Origin of the sequence: Kribbella sp. NPDC003557 (assembly GCF_040610805.1) — a bacterium.
GTDB lineage: Bacteria > Actinomycetota > Actinomycetes > Propionibacteriales > Kribbellaceae > Kribbella.
In genome coordinates this window covers 203823-215972 of sequence record NZ_JBEXMY010000005.1, presented here as the reverse complement: position 1 = coordinate 215972, position 12150 = coordinate 203823, and the positions used below count along the sequence as shown (strand labels likewise).

The 12150-nt window shown below is 71.0% G+C and carries 15 protein-coding genes; 8 read left to right on the top strand and 7 right to left on the bottom strand.

Annotated features, from left to right (window positions below):
- Positions 1–24: 24 nt before the first annotated feature.
- Positions 25–1116: a DNA primase small subunit domain-containing protein gene (locus ABZW60_RS21730; protein ID WP_355479450.1), complete on the top strand. Its 1092-nt coding sequence runs from the start codon at positions 25–27 to the stop codon at positions 1114–1116.
- Positions 1117–1179: 63 nt separating this feature from the next.
- Complete coding sequence (locus ABZW60_RS21725; protein WP_355479449.1) at positions 1180–1653, top strand: carboxymuconolactone decarboxylase family protein; 474 nt, start codon at positions 1180–1182, stop codon at positions 1651–1653.
- 12 nt (positions 1654–1665) lie between these two features.
- On the opposite strand, the gene ABZW60_RS21720 is transcribed toward ABZW60_RS21725, so the two are convergent.
- Complete coding sequence (locus ABZW60_RS21720) at positions 1666–2421, bottom strand: SDR family oxidoreductase (RefSeq protein ID WP_355479447.1); 756 nt, start codon at positions 2419–2421, stop codon at positions 1666–1668.
- 68 nt (positions 2422–2489) lie between these two features.
- Positions 2490–3278, bottom strand: a complete 789-nt coding sequence (locus tag ABZW60_RS21715) for an SURF1 family protein (protein WP_355479446.1) — start codon at positions 3276–3278, stop codon at positions 2490–2492.
- Positions 3279–3335: 57 nt separating this feature from the next.
- Between ABZW60_RS21715 and moaA the strand changes: the two genes are divergently transcribed.
- Positions 3336–4355 (top strand): GTP 3',8-cyclase MoaA, encoded by a 1020-nt coding sequence (gene moaA, locus ABZW60_RS21710; protein WP_355479444.1) that lies wholly within the window; start codon positions 3336–3338, stop codon positions 4353–4355.
- Between the two features lie 48 nt (positions 4356–4403).
- Here moaA and ABZW60_RS21705 read toward each other — a convergent pair whose 3' ends face one another.
- Positions 4404–4607 (bottom strand): hypothetical protein, encoded by a 204-nt coding sequence (locus tag ABZW60_RS21705; protein WP_355479441.1) that lies wholly within the window; start codon positions 4605–4607, stop codon positions 4404–4406.
- A gap of 190 nt (positions 4608–4797) precedes the next feature.
- Positions 4798–5181 carry a DUF3099 domain-containing protein gene (locus ABZW60_RS21700; RefSeq protein ID WP_355479439.1) on the bottom strand — a complete coding sequence of 128 codons (384 nt, stop codon included), beginning with the start codon at positions 5179–5181 and terminating at the stop codon, positions 4798–4800.
- Between the two features lie 71 nt (positions 5182–5252).
- Between ABZW60_RS21700 and ABZW60_RS21695 the strand changes: the two genes are divergently transcribed.
- The 5 genes from ABZW60_RS21695 (at position 5253) to ABZW60_RS21675 (ending at position 9632) form a co-directional block, all read left to right on the top strand.
- Positions 5253–5465, top strand: coding sequence for a dodecin (locus tag ABZW60_RS21695; protein WP_355479437.1), 213 nt, complete (start codon positions 5253–5255; stop codon positions 5463–5465).
- Positions 5466–5538: 73 nt separating this feature from the next.
- The gene (gene fabG / locus ABZW60_RS21690; protein ID WP_355479436.1) at positions 5539–6243 is read left to right on the top strand and encodes a 3-oxoacyl-[acyl-carrier-protein] reductase; all 705 of its coding nucleotides are present in this window, start codon (positions 5539–5541) and stop codon (positions 6241–6243) included.
- On the top strand, positions 6243–7013 hold the full coding sequence (gene fabI, locus ABZW60_RS21685; RefSeq protein WP_355479434.1) for an enoyl-ACP reductase FabI: 771 nt from the start codon (positions 6243–6245) through the stop codon (positions 7011–7013). Before fabG ends, fabI begins: the two co-directional genes overlap by 1 nt.
- The gene (locus ABZW60_RS21680; RefSeq protein ID WP_355479432.1) at positions 7013–8707 is read left to right on the top strand and encodes a Mur ligase family protein; all 1695 of its coding nucleotides are present in this window, start codon (positions 7013–7015) and stop codon (positions 8705–8707) included. The genes fabI and ABZW60_RS21680 overlap by 1 nt, the downstream gene beginning before the upstream one ends.
- A gap of 40 nt (positions 8708–8747) precedes the next feature.
- Positions 8748–9632: a hypothetical protein gene (locus ABZW60_RS21675; protein ID WP_355479431.1), complete on the top strand. Its 885-nt coding sequence runs from the start codon at positions 8748–8750 to the stop codon at positions 9630–9632.
- A gap of 7 nt (positions 9633–9639) precedes the next feature.
- On the opposite strand, the gene ABZW60_RS21670 is transcribed toward ABZW60_RS21675, so the two are convergent.
- The 3 genes from ABZW60_RS21670 to ABZW60_RS21660 are packed head-to-tail and all read right to left on the bottom strand — an operon-like array spanning position 9640 to position 12005.
- Complete coding sequence (locus tag ABZW60_RS21670; protein WP_355479429.1) at positions 9640–10389, bottom strand: hypothetical protein; 750 nt, start codon at positions 10387–10389, stop codon at positions 9640–9642.
- Positions 10386–10907 (bottom strand): SigE family RNA polymerase sigma factor, encoded by a 522-nt coding sequence (locus tag ABZW60_RS21665; RefSeq protein ID WP_355479427.1) that lies wholly within the window; start codon positions 10905–10907, stop codon positions 10386–10388. The genes ABZW60_RS21670 and ABZW60_RS21665 overlap by 4 nt, the downstream gene beginning before the upstream one ends.
- Positions 10908–10952: 45 nt before the next feature.
- The gene (locus ABZW60_RS21660) at positions 10953–12005 is read right to left on the bottom strand and encodes a Dyp-type peroxidase (protein WP_355479425.1); all 1053 of its coding nucleotides are present in this window, start codon (positions 12003–12005) and stop codon (positions 10953–10955) included.
- Positions 12006–12150: the final 145 nt, after the last annotated feature.

The window sequence follows — 12150 nt, the reverse complement described above, 5'->3', positions numbered from 1 at the left end:
CGGCCGGGGCGATACGGTCGCGGCATGGCGAAGAGCACACCGGTGATGCTCACCGTGGGGGGCCGCGAGGTCCGGGTGTCCAGTCCCGAGCGGGTGGTCTACGAGGCGACCGAGTGGGCGCCGGAGGTCACCAAGCTCCAGGTCTGTGAGTACTTCATCAGCGTCGCTCCCGCGTTCATGCACGCGTCGGGCGACCGCCCCGTCGCGCTCGAGCGCTGGCCCGGTGGCTGGCGCGAGGGCATGAAGCTGTCGGTGGACACGACCGGCCGGCAGACGGGTGACGGCTTCTACTCCAAGCGCCTCCCGAAGGGCGCGCCGGACTGGCTCGAGACCTGCAGGGTCCTGACGCCGAACGGGCGCCCGATCGACGAGCTGTGCCTGAGCGAGCCCGCCGCGGCCGTCTGGGCGGCGCAGATGGGCACGCTGACCTTCCACCCGTGGGCCGTCCGCAGCCGCGACCTGGAGCACCCCGACGAGCTGCGCATCGACCTCGATCCGCAGCCGGGCGCGACCTTCGCCGACGCCCGCCGGGTGGCCGGCGTCGCCCGGGAGCTGCTGGAGGAGCTGGGGCTGCGCGGGTACGCGAAGACCAGCGGCAACCGCGGTATCCACATCTACGTGCGGATCCGGCCGGAGTGGAGCTTCGACGAGGTCCGGCACGCCGCGATCGGTCTCGGACGCGAGCTCGAGCGCCGCGACGACGGCGTCACCACCGCCTGGTGGAAGGAGGAGCGCGGCGAGGCCTCGATCTTCCTGGACTTCAACCAGAACCTCCGCGACCGCACCGTCGCGGGCGCCTGGTCGCTCCGGCCGCGCCCGGGCGCCCCGGTCAGTACGCCGATGACGTGGGAGCGGCTCGCCGAGACCGACGATCCGCGCGCGTTCAACCTGCACACCGTCCCGGACTACCTCGCCGACGGCGACCCGTGGGCCGGTATGGACGAGACGGCCTACCCGCTGGACGCGCTGCTGCGGCTGTGGGAGGAGCTCCCCGGCGGTGAGCTGAACTTCCCGCCCGACTACCCGAAGATGCCGGGGGAGCCGCCGCGGGTCCAGCCGAGCAAGAAGGTCGCCGAGCACTGGGACGAGCAGGGCAACCGCATCGTCGCGGACTGACACTTCGCGGGGCCGTCTCGTCGGGTGGGTGTCAACATGCTCATTCACGAGGAGAAACCCGTTATGGATGCTCGTCTGGACCTGTTCACCAACCCGGTCCTCGGCAAGTTCATCAAGCACCTCAACACCGCGGCCCGCGGCGCGCTGGACGCCGGCGTACCGCTGGCCACGCTCGAGCTGGTCGAGCTGCGGGTCAGTCAGATCAACGGCTGCGCGTACTGCGTCGACATGCACTCGAAGGATCTCGCGCACCACGGCGAGACCACGGTCCGGATCAACCTGGTCGCGACGTGGCGCGAGGCCACCGTCTACACCGAGGCCGAACGCGCCGCGCTGGCCCTGGCCGAGGCCGGCACCCGGATCGCCGACGCCGCCGGCGGAGTGCCCGACGACGTGTGGCTGAACGCCGCCAAGCACTACGACGAGGAGCAGCTGGGCGCGCTGGTCGCGGCGATCGCCGGGATCAACACCTGGAACCGCCTCAACGTCATCACCCAGCAACCCGCGGGCGACTACGTCCCGGGCCAGTGGGGCTGACCCGGGCTGAGCTCAGATCGTGCGGAGGGCGCCGCCGTCGATCGGGATGATGGCGCCCGTCACGTACGACGCGGCGGGGGACAGGACGAACGCGGCGACCCGGCCGAACTCGTCGGGGGAGCCGTAGCGGCGCAGCGGGATGGTCTTCTCCGAGGCGCGCCGGGCGGCGTCGGGGTCGCCGGACTTGCCGTCCAGCTCCTTCAGCCGGTCGGTGGCGATCCGGCCCGGCATCAGCCCGTTCACCCGGATCCCGTTCGGCCCGAGCTCGTCGGCGAGTGTCTTCGCCACCATGGCGAGCCCGGGCCGCAGGCCGTTCGAGATCGCCAGCCCGTTGATCGGGGACTTCACCGACGACGACAGCACGAACGCGATCGAGGTGTCCTCCGCGCCGGCCCGGGCGACCGCGCGAGCGATCCGCAGCCCGCCGAGGAACACGCTGTCGAACGCCGCCCGCCAGTCCTCCTCGTCGGTGTCCAGCGCCGTCCCGGCGCGCGGACCGCCGACGCTGATCAGCGCACCGTGCAGCGCGCCCCACTTGGCGATCGCGGTCGCGGCCAGCCGCTCCGCGCTCTCCGGGTCCGCGTTGTCGACGGGGATCCCGACGACGTTCTCGCCGAGCTCGGCGGCAGCCCGGGCGATCGATTCCTCGTTGCGGCTGGAGATCACCAGCCGGGCGCCCTCGGCGGCCAGCGCCTTCGCGGTGGCGAAGCCGAGCCCGGCGCTGGCGCCGGTGACGATGTAGGTGCGGTCGCGCAGTCCAAGGTCCACAGCACCATCCTGCCGCACCGCCCCGGGCCGCGCACCTCGACCGTTCGGGGCCGACAGCAAACAGCGCGCTAGTCGCCGTGCTTCACGGGTTCCGGGGTTTCGTTGCGCACAGCAACGACGGGCTCCGCGGGCCCGGGACCGCGGACCTGCTGCCGGGAGAAGTACACCAGTCCGCCGATCGCCAGCATCGCGAAGAAGAACCATTGCAACGCGTAGAAGAAGTGCGGCCCGTCGTCGATCTCCGGGCCCGGGAACCCGCTGAACGCCGGATCGTTGGCCGGCTGCTGCTTATCGATCGTCAGGTACCCGTCGTACAGGTCGATCCCGAGCACCTTCGCGTAGTCGGGCCCGTTGATCAGTCGCGCCGTCCCGTCGTCGGGGGTGCCGCCGTTCGTGCGGCCGCCGCGCTCGCTGCGCTGCAGGCGGCCGGTGACGGTCACCTCACCGGCCGGTACGGCGGGAACGTGCAGCGGCATCAGCTCCGAGCTCTGCCGGGCCAGGAACCCGCGGTCGACCAGCACCGCCTTGCCGTCGGCGAGGACCAGCGGCGTGACGATCTCGAAACCGGGCTTGTCCTGCACGTTGCGGTACTTCAGCACGACCTGCTTCGACGCGTCGTAGCGCCCGGTGACGACCGCGGTCCGCCACGCGTGCTGGTCGCCGACGACTCCCGGCGGCCCGAGGATCTGGTCGATCGGCGCCGCGGGCGCGGCCAGGTTGGTGCGGGTCACCTCGTTGCGCGCCTTGCGTTCGTCGAGGCGGTGCAGCTGCCAGCGACCGAGCTGCACACACACGCCGGCGAGGACGAGCACGCCGAGTGCGGCGGCGATCCAGCGGACGTTCATCAAGCGACCCACGTCTCGAACTTAAGCCATGCCCTGAAACGATCGGCGCCCGGCACGTACGCTGGGGGCGTGACAGCGACCCAGGAAGTGACGCGAACAGGTCTGGCGGACCGGTACGGCCGGGTCGCGACCGACCTGCGCGTCTCCCTCACGGACCGGTGCAACCTGCGCTGCACGTACTGCATGCCGGAAGAGGGCCTGGACTGGCTCGCGAAACCCGAGCTGCTCACCGACGACGAGATCGTCCGCCTGGTGTCGATCGCGGTCACCCACCTGGGCGTGCACGAGATCCGCTTCACCGGCGGCGAGCCGCTGCTGCGCCGCGGCCTGGTGGACATCGTCGCCCGGACGACGCAGCTCAGCCCGCGTCCCGAGGTGTCGCTGACCACGAACGGGATCGGCCTCGCCCGCCAGGCGACGGCGTTGAAGGAAGCCGGTCTGGACCGGGTGAACGTGAGCCTCGACACGGTCGACGCGGAGACGTTCAGGAAGCTGACCCGGCGCGACCGGTTGAAGGACGTCCTCGCCGGGCTGCAGGCCGCGCACGACGCCGGCCTGACGCCGGTGAAGGTGAATGCGGTCCTCATGCGCGGCGTGAACGACGCAGATGCGCCGCAATTGCTGGAGTTCTGCCTCGAACGCGGCTACGAACTGCGCTTCATCGAGCAGATGCCGCTGGACGCCCAGCACGGCTGGGACCGGACGACGATGATCACCGCGGACGAGATCCTCGGCATGCTCACCGAGCGGTTCCACCTGACGCCGGTCGACGCGTCGAAGCGCGGCAGTGCGCCGGCCGAGACGTTCCTGGTCGAGGGCGGGCCGCGGACCGTCGGCATCATCGCCTCGGTGACGCGCCCGTTCTGCGGCGACTGCGACCGGGTCCGGCTGACCGCCGACGGCCAGGTCCGGGACTGTTTGTTCGCGCGCACCGAGTCCGACCTGCGGACCGCGTTGCGGGCCGGCGCCGACGACGCGGAACTGGCCGATCGCTGGCGGCGTGCGATGCTCGGCAAACTGCCGGGTCACGGCATCAACGACCCGAGCTTCCTGCAACCCGCGCGGCCGATGTCCGCGATCGGCGGTTGACGGTCATACCGGCCCAATCCGGAAATGTGCTTTTTCGGTACCACGCATTCACGCGGTGAATGGCTCGACCTCGCGCAGGAATGACCGGCGCCCGAGGAAGTCGGACAAGCTGTCCTTGTGTTCGTCACACGCCAGCCAGGTCTTGCGCCGGTCGGGAGTGTGGATCTTCGGGTTGTTCCACAGCAAGGCCCAGGTGGCCGGCTTGCCGCAGCCCTTGGCGGAGCAGACCGCAGGTGTGCCTTCTTCAGTCATCCGCGGGTGCCATTCCTCTGCATTCCTGATGTCTCAATAATCAATAGCCTGGGCAAAATGAAGCGACGTCGGACAGCCACGGGGGGAGCCGTCCGACGCCGCATCAAGTCCCTGAATTTCACTGCTGAACTTCAGAGCACGCGGGAGATTCTGACACGGATCACTCCAAGTTTTCCAGTCCCGGCCGAGATCACTTTTCGGTGTCGGCCGGACGGTCCCCGGAAGGGTCGCTGCGGGGGTCGGAGGAAGGGTCGTCGTCGGCCGGTACGACGACTGTCGGACGCTCCCCGATCGCGGGTCTGGCGGGCGCCACGTACGGGTCGGCGCCGGCCTGGGTCGCGGACCGATGGGCGTTGGCCAGCACCACCGCGAAGTACGGCAGCGCGATCGCGCCGACGACGAACAGCCACCGCCACGGCGACGGCGTGACGACGGCCAGCACGAAGCAGACGATGCGGATCGACATCATCCACGCGTAGCGCACGATCCGGCTGTCCAGGTCCTCGGACCGGCCGGGCTGCGCACTGGTCACCGAGATGACGGTCGCGTCGCTCCGCTCATGGCGTTTCGACATCTATCCTCCTCACAAACAACGGTACGCCGCGCCGGCCGCCCGGGCGCAGCCAGGCTGGAGAGAGGTTCGTCATGACCGATCGCACCTACCGGGTCACCGAGATCGTCGGCACCTCGAAAGAGGGCCTCAACCAGGCGATCACCAACGGGATCACGCGCGCCGGAGAGACGCTGCGGCACCTCGACTGGTTCGAGGTGACCGACATCCGCGGCCACCTCGCCGACAACCGCATCGACCACTACCAGGTGACGATGAAGGTCGGCTTCCGGCTCGAAGGCTCCTGACAGGTCCGGCAGAGTCGGGAGCACCCGCCCCGGTGGGATAGCGTTCCTCCGTCCGGCGATGTGAGGAGGGCTTGTGGGTAGGTCAGTGTTGGTGACCGGCGGTAGCCGAGGGATCGGGCTGGCGATCGCGACCGCGTTCAAGGACGCGGGCGACCAGGTCGCTGTCACGTACAACACCAGCCCGCCGCCGGAGGGTTTCCTCGGGGTCAAGTGCGACATCACCGACCAGGAGCAGGTCGACGCCGCGTTCGACACGATCGCGGAGCAGCACGGGCCGGTCGAGGTGCTGGTGGCCAACGCCGGCATCACCCGCGACACGCTGCTGCTGCGGATGTCCGACGACGACTGGGACGCGGTCCTGCAGACCAACCTGACCGGCTCGTTCCGGGTGGCCCGCCGGGCCGCGAAGGGCATGCTGCGGCTGCGCAAGGGCCGGATCGTGTTCATCTCCTCGGTGGTCGGCCTGCTCGGCTCGCCCGGCCAGGTGAACTACGCGGCCAGCAAGTCCGGCCTGATCGGCATGGCCCGCTCGATCGCCCGCGAGCTGGGCAGCCGCGGCATCACCGCGAACGTGGTCGCCCCCGGCTTCGTCGAGACCGACATGACCGCGGTCCTGCCGGAGGAGACCCAGAAGCAGTACCTGGGCCAGATCCCGCTCGGCCGGTTCGGCCTGACCGAAGAGATCGCGAACGCGGTCCGCTGGCTGGCGTCGGAGGAGGCCGGCTACATCACCGGCGCGGTGATCCCGGTCGACGGCGGCATCGGGATGGGCAACTGATGGGCATCCTGGACGGCAAGCGGATCCTGGTCGCCGGCGTCACCCTCGACTCGTCGATCGGTTTCGCCACGGCCAAGGTGGCCCAGGAGCAGGGCGCCACCGTCCTGATCTCGAACTTCGGCCGCGCCCTGAGCATCACCAAGCGGATCGCGAAACGGCTGCCGACCGAGCCGCCGGTGCTGGAGCTCGACGTCACGAACGCGGAGCATCTGGCCGCGCTGCCGGACGCCGTCCGCGAGCACGTCGACGGGCTCGACGGTGTCGTGCACTCGATCGCGTACGGCAACCCGGAGACGATCCTCGGCGGGAAGTTCCTGGACGGCCCGTGGGATGACGTGGCGCAGGCCGTGCACGTCTCGGCGTACAGCCTGAAGGCGCTCGCGGTCACCTGCGCGCCGTTGATGAGCCGCGGCGGCAGCGTGGTCGGGATGACCTTCGACGCGACCGTGGCCTGGCCCGGGTACGACTGGATGGGCGTGGCCAAGGCCGCCCTCGAGTCCACCAACCGCTACCTGGCCCGCGACCTCGGCGCCCAGGGCATCCGCTGCAACCTGGTCTCGGCCGGTCCGCTCAAGACCCTGGCCGCGAAGGCGATCCCCGGCTTCGAGAAGTTCGAGGAGCCGTGGCTGGACCGGGCCCCGCTGGGCTGGGACCCGTCCGATCTCGAGCCCACCGGGCGGACCATCGTCGCCCTGCTCAGTGACTTCTTCCCCGCGACGACCGGCGAGATCGTGCACGTCGACGGCGGCTACCACGCGATGGGAGCGTAGTGGCGACTTCCCTGGTGGAGCTCCGCGTTCTCGACGGCGCCAACCTCTACTTCAGCCGGGCCGCGGTCAAGCTCACGCTCGACGTGTCGGCGATCGCGGACGCCCCGGCGCCTGCGGCCAAGGCGTACGCGCAGGCGATCGGGCTCGGCGCCACCCGTCCGGGCCGGATCGGCTCCGGCTTCCGGCAGCGGTTCGCGATCCGGGTCGCCGGTCACATCGTCCGGCGGATCGCCCGCGAGGCCGGGATCGGCCGGATCGGTGTCCGGGTCCGCCCCGAGGCCGACGTACGGCGGCTCGTGGTGGCCTTCCCGTGGGCGCACGAGGGTCGCGCCCGGGCGCTCGGCGCGGCGATCGTCGAGGTGCTGGACGCGTTCGGCTCTGATCACACCGACGACTTGGCCGAGCTGATCGCTACCGTCGGTGAGCGGGTCCGGGACGAGCCGCCGGGCAACCCGCCGCCGACCCTGCGGCCGAAGGTGCCGGTCGTCGCGGTGACCGGGACGAACGGCAAGACCACGACGTCGCGGATGATCGCGCACATCGGGCGGGCCGCCGGGCTGCACGTCGGCTGGTCGAGCACCGACGGCGTGTACTTCGACGGCGAGCTGGTGAAGTACGGCGACTTCTCCGGGCCGAGCGGTGCGGGCCAGGTGCTGTCGCAGCCGGGGATCCAGCTCGCGGTCACCGAGACGGCCCGCGGCGGGATCCTGCGCCGCGGTATCGGCGTCGCGTACAACGACGTGTCGGTGGTGACCAACGTCACGGCGGACCACCTCGGCCTGGGCGGGATCGACACCGTCGACCAGCTCGCCGAGGTGAAGGCCGTGATCACCCAGATCACCCGGCCGCGCGGCTGGTGCGTGGTGAACGGCGACGACCCGCGGACGTTCGCGATGCGGCTCGGCTCGCCGGCCAAGTGCTGGGTCTTCTCCCGGGACCCCGACTCGCCGTCGATCCGGACGGTGCTCGACGAGGGCGGCCGGGCGACGACCGTGCTGGACGGGTTCGTCACGGTGCTCGACAACGCCCGCGACCCGGAGCCGCTGCTCAAGGTCGTCGACGTACCGATGACGCTGTCCGGGCTGTCGCACTACAACGTGGAGAACACGCTGGCCGCGGCATCGGCGGCGCTCGGACTCGGACTGCCGCGGGCGGCGGTGATCGAGGGGCTGAGCACCTTCGCCCCGAACGAGAACAACCCGGGCCGGATGAACATGTACTCGCTGCGCGGCTTCACCGTCGTCATCGACCTGGCGCACAACGAGGCCGGCCTGGAGGCCCTGCTCGAGATCATGAACGGCGTCCGGCCGCCGGGTGGTCGGCTGATGCTCGCGCTCGGCTCGCCCGGGGACCGGGCCGACGACATGGTCGCCGCGCTCGGCGCGATGGGTGCGCGGGCCACCGACCGGGTCGCGATCGGCCACAAGAGCGACTACCTGCGCGGACGGCCGCCGGAAGAGCTCGAGGCGGTGTTCCGGGAGGGGGCGGCCTCGGTCGGCGTGACCGACGTGCCGGCGTTCCCGACCGAGCTGGCGGCGGCGCAGGCGCTGGTCGCCGAGGCGGGTCCGGGCGACGTGGTCGCGGTGATGTCTCTGCAGCATCGGGCGAGTCTTGACGACTGGTTGCGGTCCGAGGGGGCTACTGTCGACACACCGGAGACCTTGAAGAGCAAGGTCGAAAGAGCCCAGCACTAAGCCCCGCCACCGCCCGTGCCGGGGTGGAAACGGGGTTGTGATGCGCTACCTGTGGTCGATCCCGGCCGCGGTGGTCGCCTGGTTCGTGGGCGGCTTCTCCGCGACCTACCTGAAAGGCCTGCCGGAGGGTACGACGTCGTTCGTGCCGCCGCGGATCGACCTGGTGGTGCTCGGCGGCTTCGCCGGCGGGGTGCTGGCCGGGTTGCTGATCGGGCGGATCCGGATCACCGTGCCGGTGGTGCTGGTCGTTGCCGCGGGCCTGTGGTGGCTGACCGGGAACTCGTCCGGCGACCGCGACCTGCTGATCACGTTGCTGGTGGCAAGCGCTCTCGGCGGGTTCTTCGGGGCCGTCGGCGCCCGGAGCTCGGTGGTGGCGGCGTTCGCGCTGGCGCTGCCGGTGGCGTGGAGCGCGCTGCGCCCGGCCGAGCAGCTGACCGAATGGCAGTGGCAATGGCAGCTGAACGGGCTGCTGGTCGGCGCCGGGCTCGCCGTCCTGCTCTACATCGCGTGCTGGAAACGCGGCTGGCGGTCGGTGGGGTCCTGGATCCCGCTGACCGGGTTCTACCTGGTGTGCTTCGGCATCGTGGCGTCGGTCCGGCTGATCAGCCGGTCGACCGGGAAGCCGATGGACGCGGTCGGTGACGCGTCGACCGAGACGTTCTTCCAGTCGTTCGAGCCGCTGCTGCGTGAGTACTGGCCGTGGCTGGGGGTCGGCGTGCTGCTCGCGATCCCGATGGTGGCGCTCAAACTCCGCGCCCTGCCGCCGCCACCACCGCCTCCGGACCCGTACGCCGACCGGTCCAACGACGCCATCCTGTCCGACGACCTCGACTGGATCGACCAGGAAGAGCCACGGCGCCGCCTGCTCGCCCGCCGGCGGGCCGCGGTCGAGGGGTCTCTGGACGAGAGCTCGACCGTCGGCTGACGGCGGGCTAGGCAGTGAGCGGGGTGACCTCGGTGACCTCGGATGCGGCCGCGTCGACGACCAGCGCGAAGAAGCGGAGTCGGTTGCTGTTCGGCGTACCGACCGCGTCGGTGTCGTAGGTCTTGCCGCCGGCCGTGATCCGGACCTTGCGTGCGTCGGCGGGGACCGCGCCCATGACCAGCGTCAGCCGCAGCGGGGACGAGAGGTTCGGGATCACCGCCGGGATCGCCCGGTACTGCGCGCGCTGCTGCCCGTTCGGGTCGAAGCACACGTCGGCACCGCCGAAGCTCTTCGCCGGTCCTTCGTCGGTGACGACGAGACAGCCGGACCTCGCGTACGACGCGACCGCCCAGCTCTCGTTCGGGACGCTGCCCCGGGCGACGTAGAAGGCCGGCGCGTACTTGAGCGAGTCCGGCTGGGTGGTGAACGCCGGCTCTTCGGACCAGGGCGTCGGCAGCGGGGTGTACCTGAAGTCGAGATGCTGGGTCTGCATCGCCCGCGTGGGGACCGGCGATGTCGTAGTAGCGACGCCCGGCTCCGCGGACCTGAAGGACCCGAGCGTCGCGCTCGCCACCACGACGACCGCGGCCACCGCCGCCGCGGAGATCGCCGCGGCGGCCGTACGGCGACGTACCTGGCGGCGCTTGATCCGCAGCCGCACCGGCGAGGCCGGGTCGGTGGGTTCGGGGTGCTCGGCCGTGAGCAGGGCCAGCTTGGCGCCCAGGTCCTCGGGCCGCCGGTTCGGGTCGTCGGTCATGGGTTCGCCTTTCCGGCCAGGTCGGCCAGCTCGTCCGGGGTGACGAACGTGATGTCGACGCGGAGCGTCTCCAGGCCCCGCCTGGTGTGCTGTTTGACGGCTCCGACCGAGCATCCAAGCAGGTCGGCGACAACGCGCTCGGGGAGGTCCTCGGCGTACCGGAGATAGACCGCGGCGCGTTGGCGCGGGCTGAGGCGTGCCATGGCCTGGCGGAGGGCGAGGCGTTCCTCGACCTGCGTGGTGCCGGCCTCGACGGTGGCTTCCGGTGGCGTGTCGGTCGGGTGTTCGCCGAGCCAGCGGCGGCGCCGTCCGGACAGGAAAGTGCTGGTGACGATCTTGCGCAGGTAGGCCTCGGGACTGCCCTTCCGCAGCTTCCGCCAGTGGAACCAGAGCTTGGTGAACGCCTCCTGCGCCAGGTCCTCGGCCTTCTGGTGGTCGAGGGTGAGGGCGTACGCGAGCCGCGCGGTCGCGCTCCACCGCGCGCGCACGAACTCGTCGAAGTCGTCCTCGGATGTCATCCCCACACCCCTACAACGCTCTGAGCAGCGTCGCAGGGTGACAGGTCAGCTGAGAAGTTTCTGGCCGAGCCATTCGCCGGGCTGGAAACCGGGTGGGAGGGCGAAGACGGCGGAGCCGACGGTCGTGGTCCACTCGTTGAGGGCGTCGACGGCGTCCAGCCGGCTCAGGAGGGGGAGGAACTGGCCGGCGATGTCGGCCTGGTGGCTGAGGAAGATCAGGCCGGACTCGCGGGTCGCGCCGGTGTCGTGGACGTAGTTGAGGCCCTTGCGGAAGATGCGGCGGCCGTCGTTCTCGGAGTGGTGGGAGAGCCGGGCGTGCGCGTTCTGCGCGATCACCGGGCGGCCGTCGGCGTCGCGGGCCTCGAGGTCGAGTTCGTCGTGCTCGGCGGTGCCGGTGAGCGGTGCGCCGGTGGAGAGTTTGCGGCCGACGGCGCGTTCCTGCTCGGAGCGGGTCAGCTCGTCCCAGGTGTCGAGGTTCATCCGGATGCGCCGTACGACGAGCGTCGTGCCCCCGCGGAACCAGTCGGGGCCGTCGGCCGACCAGACGGTCCGGTCGAACTCCGGCGTACCGAAGGCGGGGTTGCCGGTGCCGTCGACCTGGCCGAAGAGGTTGCGGCCGGTCACTGGCTCGCCGTCCGGGCCGGTGCCGTCCCAGAAGCCGGTCTGCCGCCAGAGCGGGGTCGCGAACGGCTTCGCGTCGGCGATCAACCGCCGTACGGCGTGCACCACGCTGACCGTGTCGTCCGCGCCGACCATCACCAGCAGGTCACCGCCCGACCAGCCGGCTTCCAGCCGGTCGTGCCGCATGACCGGAAGATCGTCCAGCCCCGGCGGCCGCCGGCCGGTCACGTCGAACATCCGCGGCCCGAAGCCGACCGTGACCGTCAGCCGCTTGTTCGCCACGGCCAACTCCGGCGCCGTGTCACCGGGCGCCGGCCGCCCGTCCGCCAGCGCGACGACATCGCTCGTCCACAGCCGCATCAACCGCCCCAGCCCGGACCGATCCGTGGCCAGCTTGAATGCCACCAGCTCGGCCGAGGCCGGCGCGGCCATCGCGATCCCGGCCTGATGCACGCCGTACGGCGAGACACTCCGCACCGGAGGTCCAACCGACGTCTCCTTGCCAAAGGCAACGGCGGTAACGGTTCCTGCGACCGCAGCACCAGCGGCCGCCGCACCTGCCAAGCCGAACATCTGCCGACGTGTCGGCCGCCGCCCGGCCTCCGGAGGTGCGCCCAGCGGG